General features: G+C 67.8%; 21 protein-coding genes and 1 pseudogene. 10 read left to right on the top strand and 12 right to left on the bottom strand.

Translation table 11 applies throughout. The annotated features are described in order from the left end of the window. Positions 1–2 precede the first annotated feature (2 nt). The 3 genes from IU452_RS18950 (at position 3) to IU452_RS18940 (ending at position 1,908) form a co-directional block, all read left to right on the top strand. Positions 3–377 carry a DUF742 domain-containing protein gene (locus IU452_RS18950; RefSeq protein ID WP_195110422.1) on the top strand — a complete coding sequence of 125 codons (375 nt, stop codon included), beginning with the start codon at positions 3–5 and terminating at the stop codon, positions 375–377. A 70-nt stretch (positions 378–447) separates the two neighbouring features. Further along, positions 448–1,119 carry a GTP-binding protein gene (locus IU452_RS18945; RefSeq protein ID WP_195110421.1) on the top strand — a complete coding sequence of 224 codons (672 nt, stop codon included), beginning with the start codon at positions 448–450 and terminating at the stop codon, positions 1,117–1,119. Between the two features lie 9 nt (positions 1,120–1,128). After that, the gene (locus IU452_RS18940) at positions 1,129–1,908 is read left to right on the top strand and encodes an MHYT domain-containing protein (protein WP_195110420.1); all 780 of its coding nucleotides are present in this window, start codon (positions 1,129–1,131) and stop codon (positions 1,906–1,908) included. Between the two features lie 100 nt (positions 1,909–2,008). On the opposite strand, the gene IU452_RS18935 is transcribed toward IU452_RS18940, so the two are convergent. Both IU452_RS18935 and IU452_RS18930 read right to left on the bottom strand, forming a co-directional pair. Next, entirely contained in the window at positions 2,009–2,656 is a 648-nt protein-coding gene (locus tag IU452_RS18935) for a hypothetical protein (RefSeq protein WP_195110419.1), read from the bottom strand. 219 nt (positions 2,657–2,875) lie between these two features. Continuing rightward, positions 2,876–3,682, bottom strand: coding sequence for a VOC family protein (locus IU452_RS18930; RefSeq protein WP_195110418.1), 807 nt, complete (start codon positions 3,680–3,682; stop codon positions 2,876–2,878). A gap of 158 nt (positions 3,683–3,840) precedes the next feature. Here IU452_RS18930 and IU452_RS18925 point away from each other — a divergent pair, with 158 nt between their 5' ends. Continuing rightward, on the top strand, positions 3,841–4,830 hold the full coding sequence (locus IU452_RS18925; protein WP_195110417.1) for a DUF1906 domain-containing protein: 990 nt from the start codon (positions 3,841–3,843) through the stop codon (positions 4,828–4,830). Between the two features lie 379 nt (positions 4,831–5,209). Here the strand turns inward: IU452_RS18925 and rpmF are convergent, their stop codons facing one another. The 3 genes and pseudogenes from rpmF to mrf form a co-directional block, all read right to left on the bottom strand. Beyond that, positions 5,210–5,383 carry a 50S ribosomal protein L32 gene (gene rpmF / locus IU452_RS18920; protein WP_195110416.1) on the bottom strand — a complete coding sequence of 58 codons (174 nt, stop codon included), beginning with the start codon at positions 5,381–5,383 and terminating at the stop codon, positions 5,210–5,212. Positions 5,384–5,503: 120 nt separating this feature from the next. Further along, positions 5,504–5,752 (bottom strand): annotated as a pseudogene (locus IU452_RS18915) (type B 50S ribosomal protein L31); the annotation flags it as partial. A 4-nt stretch (positions 5,753–5,756) separates the two neighbouring features. After that, on the bottom strand, positions 5,757–7,103 hold the full coding sequence (gene mrf, locus IU452_RS18910) for a ribosome hibernation factor-recruiting GTPase MRF (protein ID WP_324192698.1): 1,347 nt from the start codon (positions 7,101–7,103) through the stop codon (positions 5,757–5,759). A 132-nt stretch (positions 7,104–7,235) separates the two neighbouring features. Here mrf and rpmB point away from each other — a divergent pair, with 132 nt between their 5' ends. The 4 genes from rpmB to rpsR all read left to right on the top strand — a co-directional run bounded on the left by rpmB (position 7,236) and on the right by rpsR (position 8,310). Continuing rightward, on the top strand, positions 7,236–7,472 hold the full coding sequence (gene rpmB / locus IU452_RS18905) for a 50S ribosomal protein L28 (RefSeq protein ID WP_195110414.1): 237 nt from the start codon (positions 7,236–7,238) through the stop codon (positions 7,470–7,472). Continuing rightward, complete coding sequence (gene rpmG, locus IU452_RS18900; RefSeq protein ID WP_195110413.1) at positions 7,472–7,636, top strand: 50S ribosomal protein L33; 165 nt, start codon at positions 7,472–7,474, stop codon at positions 7,634–7,636. Before rpmB ends, rpmG begins: the two co-directional genes overlap by 1 nt. Continuing rightward, positions 7,636–7,941: a 30S ribosomal protein S14 gene (gene rpsN / locus IU452_RS18895; protein WP_195110412.1), complete on the top strand. Its 306-nt coding sequence runs from the start codon at positions 7,636–7,638 to the stop codon at positions 7,939–7,941. Before rpmG ends, rpsN begins: the two co-directional genes overlap by 1 nt. 114 nt (positions 7,942–8,055) lie before the next feature. Continuing rightward, positions 8,056–8,310 (top strand): 30S ribosomal protein S18, encoded by a 255-nt coding sequence (gene rpsR, locus IU452_RS18890; RefSeq protein WP_195110411.1) that lies wholly within the window; start codon positions 8,056–8,058, stop codon positions 8,308–8,310. Positions 8,311–8,327: 17 nt separating this feature from the next. Here rpsR and IU452_RS18885 read toward each other — a convergent pair whose 3' ends face one another. After that, complete coding sequence (locus IU452_RS18885) at positions 8,328–8,885, bottom strand: LysM peptidoglycan-binding domain-containing protein (protein ID WP_195110410.1); 558 nt, start codon at positions 8,883–8,885, stop codon at positions 8,328–8,330. A gap of 196 nt (positions 8,886–9,081) precedes the next feature. Here IU452_RS18885 and IU452_RS18880 point away from each other — a divergent pair, with 196 nt between their 5' ends. Continuing rightward, positions 9,082–9,543 carry a hypothetical protein gene (locus IU452_RS18880; RefSeq protein WP_195110409.1) on the top strand — a complete coding sequence of 154 codons (462 nt, stop codon included), beginning with the start codon at positions 9,082–9,084 and terminating at the stop codon, positions 9,541–9,543. 231 nt (positions 9,544–9,774) lie between these two features. Here IU452_RS18880 and purH read toward each other — a convergent pair whose 3' ends face one another. The 6 genes from purH to sucC all read right to left on the bottom strand — a co-directional run bounded on the left by purH (position 9,775) and on the right by sucC (position 17,417). Further along, complete coding sequence (purH, locus tag IU452_RS18875) at positions 9,775–11,328, bottom strand: bifunctional phosphoribosylaminoimidazolecarboxamide formyltransferase/IMP cyclohydrolase (RefSeq protein WP_195110776.1); 1,554 nt, start codon at positions 11,326–11,328, stop codon at positions 9,775–9,777. Between the two features lie 74 nt (positions 11,329–11,402). Continuing rightward, positions 11,403–12,023 (bottom strand): phosphoribosylglycinamide formyltransferase, encoded by a 621-nt coding sequence (gene purN, locus IU452_RS18870; RefSeq protein WP_195110408.1) that lies wholly within the window; start codon positions 12,021–12,023, stop codon positions 11,403–11,405. 101 nt (positions 12,024–12,124) lie between these two features. Continuing rightward, entirely contained in the window at positions 12,125–13,669 is a 1,545-nt protein-coding gene (locus IU452_RS18865) for a DUF6350 family protein (protein ID WP_195110407.1), read from the bottom strand. A gap of 169 nt (positions 13,670–13,838) precedes the next feature. Beyond that, on the bottom strand, positions 13,839–14,915 hold the full coding sequence (locus IU452_RS38935; RefSeq protein ID WP_195110406.1) for a DUF5336 domain-containing protein: 1,077 nt from the start codon (positions 14,913–14,915) through the stop codon (positions 13,839–13,841). 408 nt (positions 14,916–15,323) lie between these two features. Continuing rightward, positions 15,324–16,238 (bottom strand): succinate--CoA ligase subunit alpha, encoded by a 915-nt coding sequence (sucD, locus tag IU452_RS18855; protein ID WP_195110405.1) that lies wholly within the window; start codon positions 16,236–16,238, stop codon positions 15,324–15,326. 12 nt (positions 16,239–16,250) lie between these two features. Further along, a complete protein-coding gene (sucC, locus tag IU452_RS18850) occupies positions 16,251–17,417 on the bottom strand; it encodes an ADP-forming succinate--CoA ligase subunit beta (protein ID WP_195110404.1) in 1,167 nt (388 codons plus the stop codon). 530 nt (positions 17,418–17,947) lie between these two features. Here sucC and IU452_RS18845 point away from each other — a divergent pair. Further along, positions 17,948–19,066: a M23 family metallopeptidase gene (locus IU452_RS18845; RefSeq protein ID WP_195110403.1), complete on the top strand. Its 1,119-nt coding sequence runs from the start codon at positions 17,948–17,950 to the stop codon at positions 19,064–19,066.

Genomic DNA, 19,066 nt, shown 5'->3' with positions numbered 1-19,066 from the left:
CGATGTCGAGCTCCCTCGGAGCCGGCTCCGGCCGGCCAACTACACGAGTCCGTCCCTACGCGCTGACCGCCGGTCGGACCGAGCCCGCGATCGATCTGCCGCTGGAGGCGGTGATCGAAACCCTGCCGTACGCCAATCAATTCGATTGGCCCATCGGCGATATCCGCACCGACATCCTGCGTCTGGGCGCCGCGCGGCTGTCGGTCGCGGAGATCGCCGCCCACCTGCAGCGCCCGCTCGGCATGGTTCGGGTGGTGATCGGTGACCTGGTCGTGGCGCGCACCATGCGGGTGCACACCACACTCAGCGAGAATGCCACCTTCGACGAGCGTCGAGACCTGATGGAGAGGACCCTGCGTGGACTGCGAGCCCTCTGAGCCCGGATTACCGAGACGCCCGAACTCCGCCCTCCTGCCCGATTCGTCAGGACCGTACCCGAACGCCTCTATGCCGCAGCAGAATTCCGTCCCCCCACAGGCCACCGTCGCCCCCTTCCCGAATCCCGCCGCACCCCAGCCGAATCCGTTCGTCGCCAGTCCGGACGGGCGGACCGCCTCCACCAAGATCGTGGTGGCCGGCGGATTCGGCGTGGGTAAAACAACTTTCGTGGGCGCGGTTTCGGAGATCGTGCCGCTGCGCACCGAGGCGATGGTGACCGGCGTCTCCGACGGCATCGACGATCTGTCGGCCACGCCGGGCAAGGAAACCACCACGGTTGCCATGGATTTCGGCCGCATCGTCCTGCCGGGCAATCTGACGCTGTATCTGTTCGGCACGCCCGGGCAGCGCCGGTTCTGGTTCATGTGGGACGACCTGATCCGCGGCGCGATCGGGGCGGTGGTGCTGGTGGACACCCGCCGCATCGCGGACAGTTTCGGCGCGGTCGACTTTCTCGAGTCCCGCGGGTTGCCGTTTCTGGTGGCGGTCAATCGTTTTCCCGACGCACCCCGATTCCCGGTGTCGGAGATGCGGGAGGCGCTGTCGGTGCGCGACGGGGTGCCGATCGTGGACATCGACGCCCGCGACGCGGGTGAGGTGCGAGGAGCGCTGGCCGCGGTCACCGAATACGCGATCCAGCGGCTGAAGGCGGCGCAGCGCGAGGCCATCGGACAGAGCTGAGGTCGCTACATGAGCTATTTCACGATGGGTGTTTGGGTCCTGGGGCTGTCGTTGGGGCTGTCGCTGGCCGGGGCAGTGGTGGGGCTGGCCTGTATCCGGCAGTCGGCGCTGTCGATCACCGCGCGGTTCCGGTTGGTGTGGCTGACCGCCGCGGCGGTGTCGATCGGCGCGGTGGGCACCTGGCTCGCGGTGTATGTGAGCATGCTGGGCGTCGGGGTCTCGCGCGGAGATATCCGCTACGACGTGGGCCGCATGGGCCTGGCGGCGGTGCTCTCGGTGGTGTCGGTGCTGGGCGGGTTGCTGGTGGTCGGCCGCGCGCCGACCCCGCAGCGGCTGGCCGGTGGCAGCACGGTGATGGGCCTGGGGCTGGGGCTCATGCATTTTCTGGGCATGGGCGCCATCCGGGTGCAGGGATCGGTCGTGCTGCATCCGCTCTCGGCGATCGCCGCGACCCTGCTCGCGATCGGTGTCTCGGCGCTGTTGCTGATCACGACGACCCGTCACCGGCCGCTGATCACCCTGGCGGGCGTGGGCCTGATCTTCGCGATCGCCTTGACCGCCCTGCACTACCTCGGCCTGGCCGGTGTGCAGGTCCGCCTCGACCCCGCCGCCCGCCAGCCCACCGGCGACGACCTGTTCACCCTGTTCGTCCCCGTCTTCGTCCTGGGCACCCTCTCCCTGGCCGTCCCGATCACCGCCGTCCTCGTCGCCCCCGACCGCTCCCGCAGCCCCCGAACGGCCACCACCGAACCACAGCCCGCCACCCGCCAACGCCAATCGGTGAGCTGACGGCCGCTCCCTTTCTGCCCGGTGTGCCTTGGCCGAGACGCGTCGGGCCGGATCGCCGTGGTTGGCGATCCGGCCCGACGGGTGGACGAGAGTCCGGCTGTTACGCGTCCGGGGCGTTGATCCGGCTGAAGTACTCGATGGCGATCGCGACGCCCGCGATGCCGCCGACGGTGACCAGGCCGGCCGCGGCGCCCAGCGGAGCGCCGACCGCGGCGCCGGTGAGGCAGCCACCGATCCAACCCGGGATGACCAGGAACGGCGTGCCGACGAAGGCACCGAGGACACAGCCGCCGGCCAGGCCGATGACGGTGCCGATCAGCGTGCCGAGGCTGGTGGCGATGCCGAATTCGGTGCCCGCGGTCGAGATGGCGTCGTCGAGCGCCTGGCGGCTGGCCGCGGGGTGCAGCATCGGGGCCGGGTGCGCGGCGGCCGGATCGGTGCTCGGCGTCAGGGTGGCCTCGTTACCGTCGATCTCGGCCGCGATCGGGAACGACAGCCCGTCCTTCAGGTAGTTCAGCGGAAATCCGGCAACCACGTTGCCGAGGTTGTCGCGGACCTGGAACTGGTCGCCCTCGGTGGTGAGGGAACCGGCGTCGGTGTGAACCACGACCGACTTGTCGACCACAGTGGCGGTGTAGTGGATGTCCGGGTTGCCGACGGCCGCGGGCTGCGCGTAGGAGGTCCCGGCCGAAACCCCCAAAGCCGCGATGACCAGCGCCGATGTCGCGGCGATCTTCCTGAACTTCATTCCTCATCGCTTTCGTAGCAGGTGCGCCACCAACTCCCGGCGCGCAGGTTCGTAACGAACCCTTCAGCATGCTGTCCTGCGTTTATTACGAATCGGTAACCTGGCCCGTCAACAAGTCGCCAAAAATGTGCCGGATGTGTTAAAAGGGCGCAAATTCGCCCACAACAGGGCGAGCCGAGGACCCAGCAAACCCTCAGCTCGCCACGAAGGTGATCGGTACTACTGCGGCTGCGGCATCTCCCCTACCCGTACATTGCCGTCGATGATCCCGAACGCCTCACCCTGCGGCGCTGCGAGGATGGCCATCCGGCCCACTGGAGAGTCCATCACCGGCATCATGGGCGTGGCACCGAGTTCACCGGCGCGAGCGAAGCCGTAGTCCACGTCGTCGAACTGGAACCACGTCAGCCAGTAGCTGGGCGTGGGTTCACCCGGCGTCACGGTGTCGTCGTTCATGCCGCCCACGGGCTCCTGGCAGCCGGGCGGGATGAACAGCGCATAGCGCATGGTGGTGCCGTCGCCGACATGCTCGTAGGTGTAGCCGAACACGTCGGCGTAGAACTTCTCGGCCATATCGAGCTGACGGGTGTGCAGTTCGTTCCAGCAGTAGGCGCCGTGCTCGTTGTAGACGGCGGCGCCGTTGTGGCCGCGGGCCTGCCAGACGCTGAAGACCGCGCCGGTGCTGTCGGCGCCGACGAACATGCGCCCGGCGTCGAGCACATCGAAGGGCGGCACCAGGACCTGACCACCGGCCCGGGTCACCTTGGCGGACACCGCATCGGCATCCGCGGCCGCGAGATAGGTGGTCCAGACCGACAGCATGCCCGGCTGCGGTTTGGGGCCGATCCCGGCCACGGACTGCCCGTTCTTCATGGCCATCAGGTAGCCGCCGGCATCTTCGCCGCCGCCCTGAATCTCCCAGCCGAACAGCCCCGCATAGAACTCGCTCTCCTTCACCGGATCGTCCACCTGACAGTCCACCCAACAGGGGGTGCCCTCCGGCCAGGCCTCGTTGCGAACAGGCATCGGTCGTCTCCGTTCCGTGTCGTCGGTTGTCTGCGGCCGCGAATCGGGCGCGCGATAACGTGATGCCGATCACACGGCCACTTAGTAGTGAACCAGCCGGGACCGACGGGTTCCGCGTGTCGGCACATCTGCCGTCGGGGGGAATTACAGTGGGAACCATGCGTTTCGGCCTGGACTACGCCGCAGCCCGGCCCGGCGGTAGCGCCATCCAGGCCGCAGGTTACGAGTTCGCGGTCCGGTACCTGTCCGAGGGAGGGCCGACGCTGCCGGGCAAGCTGCTGACGCCCGAAGAGGCCGACGATCTACGCGCGCACGGGATTTCGATCGTGTCGAAGTGGGAGACCACGGCCCGGTGCATGCTCGACGGTTTCGATGCGGGTGTCACCGATGCCCGGGCGGGGTTGGACCAGGTGCTGCGCTGCGGCGGACGCCCCGACCGCCCCATCTACTTCTCCGTCGATTTCGACGCCACTCCGGAGCAGCAGGTCCCGATCAATGCCTATCTCGACGGCGCCGCGACCGTGCTGGGCCGGGCGTATGTCGGTATCTACGGCGGGTATTGGCCGGTCAGCAGGGCCCTGGACGCGGGTGTGGCGCGCTGGGCGTGGCAGACCGTGGCCTGGTCGGGCAGCAATCGCGAGCCCCGTCGAAACATGCTGCAAACGGGTCGGCAGGTAAGAGTCAACGGCGTGGTCTGCGATGTGAACGAGGCCATCACCGAGGACTTCGGCCAGTGGGATTACATCAGCGAGGAGGAAGCGGACTTGACGCCGGAACAGGACGCGATGCTGCGCGATATCCAGATCCAGCTGCGCGGACCCGGCCTGTCCGGCTGGCCGCAGCTGGGCACCGATGCCACCGGGCGGAATCTCTCCGTGGTGGACGGGCTGGCGGCGGCGCTGGCGCAGATCGCCGAATTGCGCACCGAGATCAGCGATCTGGAGGCGACGACGGCGGAGCTGAGCAAGCAGGTGCAGCAGTTGTCGCAACACAAGCACTGGCCCTGGCCGTTGTCACTGCTGTCGGGTCCGGCCGCGGCGGTGAGCGATCAGCTGGCCCGGCTGGAGTCGTTGCTGAACGAGCTGACGCGGCCGGGCCGCGGCGACGGACGCACCACCGACACATCGCATTCCGACGAGAAGCACTGAGGTGAGGTTTGCGGAGCGAACGCCCGAACGGGTTCGAGAGTGGCGATGAGCGGGTTCCTCCAATTTCTCGGAAGAACCCGCCCTCCCGCACGAGGGTACCGGCGCCCGGACACGATTTCATCACTTCTCGTAGACTTTTTCATTGCTGAAAAACCAACCAGCAGTACGTAATTCGAACAGGAGCTACCTGTTCGCAATCCTCTACCCTGGGGGTTTGCAGCTCATCCAGGAAACCTGCATTAGCTAGTCGATCGCTCGATTTGGACAAATCCACCACCGCGTCCGATCCCCAAAGAACCGCCCGGTCCTATTTCCGTTCGAAACCTTCCGGCATCCGCACACCTCGAGCTACGCCGGACCGGGCGGTGTCTCCGTCGCGTCAGAGCTTCTGTGGATCGATCAACCCCCGCCGCACGGCCGCGATCAGCCGCCGCGGCACCCGGTGGACGATGCCCCCGACCCTGACCGGCACCAGGTCGGGCGGCGTGGCCTTCCAGTTCGATCGCCGGCTGCGGGTATTGGCCCGCGACATCCGCCGCTTCGGCACTGCCATGAGTCAGCCCTCCCTTCGGTCGGGCCGTGCGGGGGTGTTCGGCCGTGCGGGGGTGTTCGGTCGTGCAGGGGTGTTCGGCCGTGCGGCGGTGTTCGGCTGTGCGGACGAATCCGCCTGGCCGCGTTGACGTTTGCCGTACTTGCGTTCGAACTTCTCTACCCGGCCCTGGGTGTCGAGCAGCCGGTTGGCGCCCGTCCAGAACGGGTGGGAGTCGGAGGTGACGTCGACGGTGATGAGGGGATAGGTGTTGCCGTCGGACCACTCCACGGTGCGGGTGCCCGTGGCGGTGGAGCGGGTGAGGAAACGTTTGCCGGTGCTCACATCCTCGAACACCACCGGGTGGTAATCCGGATGAATCCCTGGCTTCATGGGCCTACCTTTCATTCGCGCGCTGCTCACCAACCGGTGAGGCGCTGGGTTCGCTCGAGTCGCATGGGTCCTCGTGCCAGGTGCCGAACGGGTCCTCCCACTGCGCCACCAGCTCCGGGGCGCCGCGCACCAGCAGCAGTTCGGCATCGTCGACCAGGGCCCAGTGCAGGGCCCGGCGGATCTCGTCCGGGTCGGCGTCGCAAGTCAGAATCGCCAGCGAGACGTCGCGGTCGCCGAACTGCTCGTCCCACCGCAGCGCGGCCAGCGCCCGGCGGTCGGGATCGACGGCGGCCGATTCCTCCGGACCCATCGCGGCCAGCCAGCGTCCGGCGCTGCCGATACGCAAACCGCCACCGGCCGATTCGAGCCACACCACCTCATCGGGCTGCGTGGCCAGCCAGATCCGGCCGCGCGCGGTGACGACCCCGTCGAACAGCACGTCGAGGGCATCGTGCAGGCGTCCGGGATGGAAGGGCCGGTCGGTGGAGAATTCGATCAGTGCCACACCGGAATCGGAGTCCAGCGGTGGTTGCCCGCGCAGCAGTGGGGCATGCGCATCGAAGATCCGGCCACGGCGGGAATTCGGCGGAATCGACGCCAGCAGGGCCTCGATTCGCTTGCCGTCCAAGGCCTCCGGGGCATTCATCCACACCACCGGCGCCTGCGGAATCAACCGATCCAGCACCGCACCCAGGCGCGCCATCTCATAGGAGGTCACCGCGTCGGCGGCGAAAACCAGTGCCGCGTCGGCGAAATCGATCTGACCGACCGCGACCTGCGCGACCGTCCGCTCATCGTCCTCGTCGGCCAGACCTCGATCCGCGAGGGTGTCCTCGGCGAGGGCGTCGGTCAGCCAGCTGCGCGCGTCCAGACAGGTCAGCACCGCCTCGATGCGCACATCGCGCCCGGCAGGACCGTCGACGCGGCCCACCACCCCGGCCACCGGCACGTACTCGATCGCATGACACACCGCCTCGGCCTCGAAGGCCGGATCCAGAGCAATCACGATGCGCCGCACAGAATCCCGCGCGGCGAGCAGACAGAGGAACGGCAACAGATCGGCCCGCAGCGTGCACGAGACACAACCGTGCGCCAGCTCGTGCACGGTCGTCTGCTGTTTGACGGCGCTGCCTTCGGCGTCGCGGGTTCGCGGCCCCTGAGGCTCGTCGGTATTGGACCACACAGTTCGGCGCACGATGCCTTCGCGTAGTTCGCTGAGGTCGTGGCGGATCACCACGGTGCCGGGCGTTTCCCGCAGCATCCGCGCCACATGGTCCACGCCGGTCGCGGCGAGACCCTCGAAGCCCGCCAGCACGACGACGGGCGTGCGCCGGTCGGCATGAGACGCCACCGGAACCCCTTTCGATAATGATTTTCATTTGCTTGAGGTTCACGGTACAGTGTCGACCGACCATTGTCGAAAATGATTGTCATATTGCGGTGCGCGCAACAAGCGCCGCGCAGCCACGCCGAGGAGGGAAACATGTCGGCCCACTGCCAGGTCACCGGCCGGAAACCGGGCTTCGGCAAGTCCGTGTCGCACTCGCACGTCCGGACCAACCGACGCTGGGATCCCAACATCCAGCGCAAGACCTACTATCTGCCCAGCGAGGGCCGCCGCGTCACGCTGACGGTCTCGGCCAAGGGCATCAAGACCATCGACCGCGACGGCATCGAGGCGGTCGTCGCCCGGCTGCGTGCACAGGGACAGAAGATCTGATGGCGCGCAACGAGATTCGCCCCATCATCAAACTGCGCTCCACCGCGGGGACCGGCTACACCTACGTCACCCGCAAGAACCGGCGCAACGATCCCGACCGCATGGTGCTGCGCAAATTCGACCCGGTGATCCGCAAGCACGTGGACTTTCGAGAGGAGCGCTGATGGCGAAGAAGTCCAAGATCGCGCGTAACGAACAGCGCAAACTCGTCGTCGCCCGCTACGCCGAACGTCGCGCCGAACTCAAGGAATTGATCCGCAATCCGGGCACTTCGGACGATCGGCGCACGGCCGCCCAGCTCGCCCTGCAGCGGCTGCCGCGCGATGCCAGTCCGGTACGATTGCGCAATCGGGACGCCACGGATGGACGCCCACGTGGGCATCTCCGTAAATTCGGTCTCTCCCGTGTCCGGGTGCGTGAGCTGGCTCATCGGGGGGAACTGCCCGGTGTGCACAAATCGAGTTGGTAGACCACCGCAGATCTCGTGAGTGAGAAGGAACCCCGGCATGAGCGGTCAGGACCCGGAGTAGGCAGCTTGCGTAACCACTAGGGCCCGGAGCTCATGCCGAGAAAGGACACTGACATGGCCGTGAAGCGAGCACCGTCGAAGAAGGTCCGTGCCGAGCAGGCGCGTCGCCCGAAGAAGAACCCGCTCATCGCCGCGGGCGTCGAGACGGTCGACTACAAGGACGTGAACCTGCTGCGCACGTTCATCTCCGACCGCGGCAAGATCCGCAGCCGCCGCGTCACCGGCCTCACTCCCCAGCAACAGCGCCAGGTCGCCATCGCGGTCAAGAACGCCCGCGAGATGGCCCTGCTTCCGTTCACCAGCCGCTAGTTCGGCCGGAATCCCACCTACGGAATGGTCAGAACCTGGCCCACGTTGATGGCATCCGGATTGTCGATGTCGCTGGCGTCGGCAATCTCCTGATAGCGGCCGCCGTCGCCGTAGAAGCGCTCGGCGATGGCCCACAGGGTGTCCCCCGGCTCGACCGTGTAGGTGCGCGGCTCCGGCGCGGGCGGCGGCGGGGGCGCCTGCTCGGCGGCCGGTGCCGCGGTCGGCTCCTCGACCACGATCGGATTGTCGGTCTTGGTGTCCGACGCCCACAGTGGGCTGCCGTCCTTGGCGTAGAGCACCACGTTGCGGTCGGCCTGCAGGACCAGCCGATCGGCGTCCTTACCGTTGGTGGCGGTGGCCCAGGCCGCTCCGTCGTCGGTGTAGAGGACGAAGTTGCCGTCGTCCTGGAGCACCGCGCGCTGAACGCCCTGCTCGTGCGTACCGGTGGCCCACACGACCCCGCCGGGCTCCGACAACACCAGGTTGCCGTCGTTCTGCAGGGTCAGGGTGTACGCACCATTTTGGAGGGACTGGCCCAGACCTAGTTCATCGCCTACGTTCAGCGTGTCGCCCATCGGAGGGTCCTTTCGGGACAGGGTTTCACCTCGGCATAAGTCGATGGCGCAGAACTGCATTGGCTCATCGTTTGCAGACACTACTGGCCGGTACCGGGCCACGCAGCCATTACGCGCAGTCGTTGCAGAAAGTTCACTGTCCGGTCGAACACGACCCGAACATCCGAACGGAAGCGACCCACTAGGGTGGACGCCCATGGATCAGATCTCGGGACCGCGCCGGACCGGCGCGGCCGCCGTGGCACTGCTGGCGCTATTGGCCGCAGGCTGTGGACAGGCGAACACCGATGGCACCCAAGAGAATACGAGCGCGGCACCGACGTCGGGCCCGAGCACCCCGACCGAGCAGTCCACCCCTCAGCTCGGCCGGCCGTTCACCGCGAACCCGGCGATCGTGAGCCCGCACCCCATCCCCTTCGACAGCTGGAGCCGCGTGGCCCCCGACCGGATCGCGGTGAATTTCCAGATCGGTTCGCCCGAGTGTTACGGCGTCGACGCGAGCACCACCGAGACCGACAGCACGGTTACCGTGGAGTTGCGAGCGGGCACACTGCCCGAGGCGGTCGGCCGCATGTGCACGATGATCGCGGTATTCGGCACCTTGGAGGTACCCCTGAAGCAACCGCTGGGCAATCGAAAGATCCTCAGCGCCAAGTGAATCCCGAGATCCATTTCACTCCCCACTGGCGAGAGTGACGCATCTCACAAATTGGCCTGTCCTGCATTGATAGCGGAACCGTCTGGCGCGCAACCACTTCGGAAGTGATAATTTGCCTGCTTCGAGCCCGGCTTTCCGGGCCGAAAGACCCGGGGGTCGGGATGGGTATGGCCCGGCGCCTGGATGGCGAGGCCCTGCGCGGAGACCACGTCCGCGCAGGGCCTCGATATGTCAGTGGGCGAAGTGCCGGGAACCGGTGAGATACATGGTGACGCCGGCCTCGCGGCAGGCATCGATGGTCAGCTGGTCCCGCACCGAACCACCCGGCTGCACAATGGCTTTCACGCCGGCCGCGATCAGCTGCTGCGGGCCGTCCGGGAAGGGGAAGTACGCGTCGGAGGCCGCCACCGATCCCTTGGCCCGATCCCCGGCACGCAGCACCGCCAGATGGACCGCATCGACCCGGTTCACCTGACCCATGCCGACGCCGACCGAGGCGCCGTCGTGGGCCAGAAGAATTGCATTCGACTTCACGGCACGGCAAGCGCGCCAAGCGAATTCGAGGTCGGCCAGCGTCGCGGCATCAGCCGGATCGCCCGAGGCGAGGGTCCAGTTGGCCGGATCGTCACCCTCGGCGTCGACGATATCGGACTGCTGCAGCAGCGCACCGCCGCTGATCGGGCGCAGTTCCACCCCACCGCGCCGCGGTTGGTCGGCGATCAGGATGCGCACATTCTTCTTGCGCTGCAATACCTCCACGGCGCCGTCGGCATAACCCGGAGCCACGATCACCTCGGTGAAGATCTCGGCGACCTGCTCGGCCATCTCCACGGTCACCTCGCGGTTGGCCGCGATCACGCCGCCGAAGGCGCTGACCGGATCGCAGGCGTGTGCCTTGCGATGCGCCTCGGCGATACCCGCGCCGACGGCAATACCACAGGGGTTGGCGTGCTTGATGATTGCCACCGCGGGAGCCGTGTGGTCCCACGCCGCGCGCCAGGCCGCGTCGGCATCGGTGTAGTTGTTGTACGACATCTCCTTGCCGTGCAACTGCCGCGCCTGCGCCAAGCCGGCCGAGCCGGATTCGTCGACGTACAGCGCGGCGGCCTGATGCGGATTCTCGCCGTAGCGCAGCACCGCCTCCCGGGTCCAGGTGCCGCCCAGCCAGGACGGAAACCGCTGTTCCGCTTCGGCATTCGTGGCACCGGCGGCCAGCACGTTCGTCATCCAGCTCGCCACCGCGACGTCGTAGCTTGCGGTGTGCTGGAAAGCCTTGGCCGCCAACGCGGTCCGCTCGGCGAGGGTGAAACCGCCGGATTTCACCGCGCTCAGCACGCTGTCGTAGTCACCGGTGTCGACCACCACCGCCACCGACGGATGGTTCTTGGCCGCCGCGCGCACCATCGACGGGCCGCCGATGTCGATCTGCTCCACGCACTCGTCCGGGGTCGCGCCGCCGGCGACGGTCTGGCTGAACGGGTAGAGGTTCACCACCACCAGTTCGAATGCCTCGACACCCAGTTCGGCCAGCTGCTCGGCGTGCTCGGGCTTGCGCAGGTCGGCGAGGATACCGGCGTGCACCCGCGGGTGCAGGGTCTTCACCCGCCCGTCCAGGGTCTCCGGAAAGCCGGTGAGGTCCTCCACCTTGGTCACCGGGATACCGGCATCGGCGATACGGGCCGCGGTCGAGCCGGTCGACACCAGCTCCACGCCGGCGGCGTGCAGGCCGGTGGCCAGTTCGACGAGTCCGGTCTTGTCGTAGACGCTGACGAGCGCCCTGCGGATCGCGCTGCGCTCCGAAGGGCCATGAGGTGGTTCGGTGCGCTCCGCAGGACCGTGGGGTTGTTCGTTGCGCTCACTCACCGGAGAACTCGCTCATCTGGGATAACTGCCTTTCGTCCATCGGAGACAATGCCTCGGGTCGCGACGGCCGCGACGACCTGCGCCAGCAACCGCCGTTCGACGATTTTGATCCGCTCGTGCAGGGTCGCCTCGTCGTCGTCGGGCAGCACCGGCACCGCCTCCTGGGCGAGGATCGGGCCGGTGTCGACGCCCGCGTCGACCAGGTGCACGGTGGAGCCGGTGACCCGCACGCCGTAGGCGAGCGCGTCGCGCACCCCGTGCGCGCCCGGGAAGGACGGCAGCAGCGCGGGGTGGGTGTTGATGATCCGGCCGCCGAAGCGCTCGAGGAACGCGGGGCCGAGGATCTTCATGAAGCCCGCCGACACCACCAGATCGGGTTCGTAGGCGGCGACCGCGGCGGTGAGCGCGGCATCCCAGGCCGCGCGGTCCGGATGGTCGGCCACGGCCACCCGGAAATGCGGGATACCGGCGGCTTCGGCGTGTTCGGTTGCCGCACAGGCGCGGTCGACGCCGACGGCGATCACGCGCGCGGGATAGTCCGGTTCCCGGGTGGCGGCGATCAGCGAGCACAGCAGGGACCCGGTGCCCGAGGCGAGCACGACGACGGACGCGGGCACCGTCGGGGGCAGCAACTGGGCGGGCGGGGTCGTCAGCGCTCTACTCCCTGTGTGTGGCGGGTGCGGGATGGCGGCGGATACGTCGGACCGCCGCCTAGAGCCTAACGACCGTCCATTTCGTGGTTGTCCGGCAGGTCCGCCTCTACCACTTCGGCGTCCAGGATGTCGCCGTTTTCGTCGGTCGCCTGTGCCGCGGCGTCCCTGACCGAGGACAGCGCCAGGGGCTCCTCGATCACTTCACCGTCGACGACATCGCTCCCGGAATAAGCATCGGGGTCGACGTAGTACTCGTCGTCGACGTAGTCGTCCGCGACACTCTCGTAGTCGTCGTCCGCATAGTCGTCCTCGGCCGGGTCGTAGTCGGCGTCGTCCGGATAGTCGTCGTAGTCATCGACGTAGTCGTCCTCGGCGTCGGGCACGGCGGGCGCGACGAAGAACCAGCGGGACGCGAGCAGGCCGAGGTATCCGGCGGCCGCGAGCCAGACGAACGCGAACCCGGCGACCAACGGCACCTGGGGCCCGAGGTCCCCGAACGATCCGGCCGCACCGCCCGCGAGCCGGGCGAGCACCGCCAGCGTCAACGCCGAGATGCCCGCCGCGGTGAGCGTCGACCACGGCCTGCGCGGCTCGTCGGCGGAACTCTTGGCGGCTTCCCATCCGCACAGCCCGCCCACGACCGCCGGAACCAGCAGCAGCACCGGCCACCAGGCGGCGGCCGGACCCGCGGGCACGGCCGCCAGGATGGGCAGGCTCGGAACCGGCGCCCCGGCAACGGAGAACACGCTCAGCGCGCCCGACCCGATGTGGATGTCGGCACCGACCAGCAGACTCGTCGCGTCGATCACGACATTGGGGAGGTAGGCCAGCGACAGCAGCGTCAGGCCTAGCACGCCCGCGATATTCCCGGCCGCGCGGTAGGTATCGCCGATGCGCGACCAGTGCGCGAGGAACGAGATCAACGTCAGCACGGCACCGGCGAGCAGCAGGCGTTGCACCGCACGCATCGCCACCTGGGCACCGGGCAGCACCCATTCGGGCAGATGCGGGGTGATCAGCCGGGGCCGCTTCCACACGATTGCGGCCGCCGCCGCCAGCAGATGCAGGCCGCCCACCCAGCCGAAGGCGGCCAACGTATTCGGCGGCTGCAGCGCCACCACCGCCGAGGCGTCCTCGGCCACCGCCAGGCATACCGCGGTGATCAGCAGCGGACCCGACAGTGCCGCACCGACGATCCATCCCAGATCCACCCGGGTGGACTTCGGTTCCACCGCCCGGGCACAGTCCCGCGCGGCCAGCCACATCACCAGCGCGGTCGGCAACAGCGGCAGTACACCGACCGAGGTCTTGCCGATCACCAGCGGAACCTGATGCACCGCAAGCCAACCCGCGGCGATCGCCCCGGATGCCCCCGCCAGCCCGCTACCCGCCGCCAGCAGCGCGCCGAGCATCACGACCACCACCGTGACCATGGTGAAACTCGACGTCCGCGCCGCCACGATGAGCAGCACCTTCGCCCGCTCCGGACTCAACGACAAGAAGATGTTGTCCTCGGCCGCCGCCTCCCGCGAGTCGGGTTCCTCGCTCTCACCCTGCCGGCCCGCGCGCCGCTCGCCGGGGTCGTCCCACTTCACCAGCGACGATTTCATGACGCCCCTTCGCTCGAACGCACCGTCGTTCGAATGCACGTCGGAATGACGAGGGGAACGCCTATCGGTCCACTCGTGCGCTCGCCCATGGGAATTCAGCGTGGCAGGTTTCCCCGCGTCGGCGAGTCAGGCGCGCCGCGCCGACTCGCCGACGGTCGGGAAGGTGGATTTACTTGTCGTCCTCGGGGCGGAATGCCTTGGTGGCGTCCGCGGCCGGATTGGCGGTCTGCTCGCCGCCGAACGGGCTGGACTGCGAGGCCGAGCCCGACTGGCCGGGCTGGCCGTAGCTCTGGCCGCCGTACTGCTGGCCGGACTGCGCCGCACCGAAGTTCTGGGTCGCGCTCTCGTCACCGCTCGGCTGCTGCGGACGCTGCTGCGCGGCGCCGTAACCCTGCTGGCCATAACCCTGCTGGCCGTAGGACGGCTGCTGGCTCTGGCCGTAGGACGGCTGCTGACCGAACTGCGCCTGCCCCGGCTGACCGTACGAGGGCTGCTGACCGTACTGCCCGTAGGCCGACGGCTGTCCCGGCTGCTGGCCGTAGGACGCCTGCTGGCCGAACTGGCCGTAGGAGGCCTGCTGGCCCGGCTGGCCCTGGCCGTACTGGGCCTGCTGGCCCTGCTGTTGCTGCTGGCCCTGGCCGAACGACGGCTGCTGGCCGTAGGCGCCCGGACCACCGAATCCGCCCTGCGCCGCAGCCGGTTTCGGCGCCGGAGGGGTCAGGATGCCCGTCTCGAACAGCACCGCGACCACCGCGGCCGCGGTCTGCACCAGGCCCAGGAACAGCACCACCCAGGCACCCCAGGCCAGGTTCAGGCCGTCGGGCAGGCTGAACGACTGGAACAGCAGGCCGAGGAAGCCCGCGGCACTCGCCGCCGCGGCGACGCCGGTCCAGTTCTGCTTCGGCAGCAGCGAAAGGCCCGCGAGCAGACCGCCCAGCAGCAGGAACACCAGCAGCGGAGCGACACCGCCCGCCTTGAAGAAGTTGGTGGTCTCCTCCGGGACCGAAATGCCCATGCCGACGTCACGGCTCTCGGTTTTCGCGTACGTGGTGAAGCCGAGCAGGAAGTTGATGACGCCGAGCGCGGCGACACCGACGGCAAGAAAGAACGGCAGCCCCTTGCCACTCGCTTCGGGGGCGCTCGTTCCTGCGCCGGCCCCACTCGCCGGCTGCTGGCCGAAACTGGGCGCGGACGAGGGCGTCGGTGCGGGTGCGTTGTACCCGGAGCCCCCGGTCGGGTAGGACATGGCGTCGTCTCCTATCGAGTCCTTCATCGTCTACACGGCTGGATGCCCTCTTGACGCTACTGCACTCGGCCGTCCCGGTCACGGTCGTGCAGTTCGCGATGAACCGGGCGTACGCACGAATCGTGATGCAGACGAGAGCTCGGGAGGTAACCCATGAATCTTTCGGACCGTCTCCGCACGCTCGTGCGCGCGCTGGGGTTGTGCCACTTGTTCCCAGCGCCCTGATGGCCGTCGTCCTGCCCACGACGGCGAAGGCCGCCTCCCATTCGGAGGCGGCCTTCCTCTTCGTCCCAGGCATGCCGACAATTCACATCCCCGGCACGCCGACAACTCACATCCCCGGCACGCCAGCAATTCACATCCCCGGCATGCCGACAATTCACATCCCCGGCATGCTTTTCGCCGGGGTCAGGCGTTGACGGCGGCCTTCTCCAGGATCTCGCGCGCCAGGGCGGCGGTCTCCGACGGGGTCTTGCCGACCTTGACGCCCGCGGCTTCCAGCGCATCCTTCTTCGCCTGGGCGGTGCCCGACGAACCGGACACGATGGCGCCCGCGTGGCCCATCGTCTTGCCCTCGGGGGCGGTGAAGCCCGCGACGTAGCCGACGACCGGCTTGGTCACGTTCTCCTTGATATAGGCCGCGGCCCGCTCCTCGGCGTCGCCGCCGATCTCGCCGATCATCACGATCAGCTCGGTCTCCGGATCCTTCTCGAACGCCTCGATGGCATCGATGTGAGTGGTGCCGATGACCGGGTCACCGCCGATGCCGATCGAGGTGGAGAAGCCGAAATCACGCAGCTCGTACATCATCTGGTAGGTCAGGGTGCCGGACTTGGACACCAGCCCGATCGGGCCCTTGCCGGTGATGTTGGCCGGGGTGATGCCCACCAGCGACTCACCGGGGGTGATGATGCCGGGGCAGTTGGGACCGATGATGCGGGTCTTGTTGCCCTTTTCGACGTTGTAGGCCCACGCATAGGCGGTGTCCTGCACCGGGATGCCCTCGGTGATGACCACCAGCAGCGGGATCTGGGCGTCGATCGCCTCGATGATGGCGTCCTTGGCGAACTTCGGCGGCACGAACACGATCGAGACGTCGGCGCCGGTCTTCTCGATGGCCTCGGACACGGTGCCGAACACCGGCAGCTCGATCCCGTTGCCGTCCTTGTCGGTGTGCGAGACGGTGGTTCCGGCCTTGCGGGCGTTGACGCCGCCGACGATCTGAGTGCCGGCCTTGAGCATCAGCGCGGTGTGCTTGGTGCCCTCACCGCCGGTGATGCCCTGGACGATGACCTTGGAGTCCTTGTTCAGGAAGATAGACATTCTCGTTCGTCCTTACTTGGCGGCAGCCAGTTCGGCGGCCTTGTCGGCGCCTTCGTCCATTGTCTGCGCGAGCGTCACCAGCGGGTGGTTGGCGTCGGCCAGAATCTTGCGACCCTCCTCGACGCGGTTGCCGTCGAGACGGACCACCAGCGGCTTGGTCGCCGAATCGCCCAGGATCTCCAGGGCCTTCACGATGCCGTTGGCCACGGCGTCACAGGCGGTGATGCCGCCGAACACGTTCACGAACACGCTCTTGACCTGGGAGTCGCCCAGGATGACGTCCAGACCGTTGGCCATCACCTCGGCCGAGGCGCCGCCGCCGATGTCGAGGAAGTTGGCGGGCTTGACGCCGCCGTGGTTCTCACCGGCGTAGGCGACCACGTCCAGGGTCGACATGACCAGGCCGGCGCCGTTGCCGATGATGCCGACCTGACCGTCGAGCTTGACGTAGTTGAGGTCGTTCTCCTTGGCCTTGAGCTCCAGCGGATCGGTGGCGTCCTTGTCGTGGTACGCCTCGTGGTCCGGGTGGCGGAAGTCCGCGTTCTCGTCCAGGGTGACCTTGCCGTCGAGGGCCAGGATCTCGTTGTCCGGGGTGCGCACCAGCGGGTTGACCTCGACGAGGGTGGCGTCCTCCTTGACGAACACCTCCCACAGCTTCGAAATCGTCACGGCCGCGGCGTCGAGAATGTCCTCCGGCAGGTGGCCCTGCTTGGCGATCTCACGGGCGAAGGCGATGTCCACACCCTTGGTGGCGTCGACCGGAACCTTGGCGAGGCGATCCGGCTTGGTGGCGGCCACCTCCTCGATCTCCATACCGCCCTCGACCGAGCACATGGCCAGGTAGGTCCGGTTGGCGCGGTCCAGCAGGAAGGAGATGTAGTACTCCGAGGCGATGTCCTTGGCCTCGGCGACCAGGATCTTCTTGGTGACGTGACCCTTGATGTCCAGGCCCAGAATGTTCGACGCGTGGGTGAAGGCGTCATCGGGAGTCGCGGCGTACTTCACGCCACCGGCCTTACCGCGGCCGCCGGTCTTGACCTGGGCCTTGATCATCACGGGCTTGCCGATCTCGGCCGCGATCGCACGGGCATCCTCGGCCGAGTCCGTGACCCGGCCTTCCGACGAAGGCACTCCGTGCTTCACGAAGAGCTCCTTCGCCTGATATTCGAAGAGATCCATGTACTCACCGTCTCGTCTGCGTTGTTGTGACAACGACTTTGTTGGCGGCCCGTCGTCGGAGGCGGGTCGGGTCGGACTCTAATCAGTCACATGGACGCGAAATCAGCCGCATACAGCCTAAGTGGCGCAGGTCACGGGACCGCATCCGCGTCCGCAAAACCCCAGGCCAAGCCTACTCGCGAGTAGCTTGCCGGCCCGGCGCGGGATGAGCGGCGCAGAGGTGAGAGTGCGCACACCGCTACGACGCCGAGTCGTAGATCCGGACGTGCGGGTTACCCGGAGCACAATCTCTCATTCCGCGCTGTTACCGTGATCAATCTCACATGTTTGGACAGAACGACCGCAGCGCTTGCCGACCTGCAATCGTTTCGTTACCGTCGATGCGGTCGATGTCACAGCACGGTCACGACTCGGGTCAGGGACAGGAGGACGGCAGGCTTGTTGCAGCACAGCGCTCCGCAGGTAGAGAGCCGCTCCGCAGGCGACTTGTCGACCGCCGCACAGCTCCTCCCGCATCCGGAACTCCGCCGATGACCAGCAGCTTTCTTCAGCACGGTCAGTCGGCCGGGAGATATCGTCCCGATGGCGAATCCTTCGGCAACCCTTCGTATTTCGGCGAGGCGGGGTCTCCTCATTTCGACGCCTGGCAACGTCCGGAGCCGGTCGACGAGTGGAACGCCCAGCCGTCCTGGACACCCGAGCCGACCGAAGACCCCTGGGCCGCATCGCCTTCCGATACCGGCGGATGGAACGCGTGGGATTCCCACGACGAGCCCCTCGACCAGCACGACGACTACGACTCTCCGGCTGACGACCCCGAACCGTTCGATATCGCCCGACTCGGCGGCGCCTGGCCGCGCAGCACTTCCCGGACCGACGGTGTCGCCGGACGTTCCAATCGCCTCGGCGCCCGCCGTTCGGGGGCGCACCGGATGCCCGCGCCGCCCGCCGCGCTCAAGGGCCGCGCGGCCGTCGTGGCCGTCGCCGCCGGCGCCGTCGTCGCCGCGGGGCAGGCCGGGATGGAGTCCAACGGTCAGCAGCATGCGAACACTGCCGACTACGAGGCCGCCGGACAGGTTCACGAGATCGCGGCCCAGGCGGCGGTCAGCACCGATACCGCCGGTTCCCAGACCCCGCAGGTGCTCAATGTCGCGCCCGTCGCCGATGTGAGCCAGTTCCAGGACATCCTGCAGCACGGCCAGAAATTCGCCGAGGAGCTGGCCGCCCAGGAGGCCGCCAAGCTGCGGCCGCTGTTCGTGAAATTCGCCAACGGCACCTTCACCTCCGGCTTCGGAAGTCGCTGGGGCGTCCAGCATCTCGGCGTCGATGTCGCCGCGCCGATCGGCACCCCCATCTACGCCGTCGAGGACGGCACGGTTCTCGACGCGGGCCCCGCCTCCGGCTTCGGCATGTGGGTGCGCCTGCAGCACGACGACGGCACCATCACCGTCTACGGCCACATCGACACCGCCACCGTCTCCGTAGGCGAGCGCGTGATGGCCGGCGACCAGATCGCCACGGTCGGCAACCGCGGCTTCTCCACCGGCCCCCACTGCCACTTCGAGGTCTGGCGCAACGGCCACGACAAGATCGACCCCCTCCCCTGGCTCGCCTCCCGCGGCATCTCCCTGGGCCCCGAACGCGACTGA

The sequence above is a fragment of the Nocardia transvalensis genome, assembly GCF_015477765.1.
GTDB classification, from domain to species: Bacteria; Actinomycetota; Actinomycetes; order Mycobacteriales; family Mycobacteriaceae; genus Nocardia; species Nocardia transvalensis_A.
The sequence above is the reverse complement of the archived record's forward strand: the minus strand, read 5'-3'. Positions and strand labels throughout refer to the sequence as shown.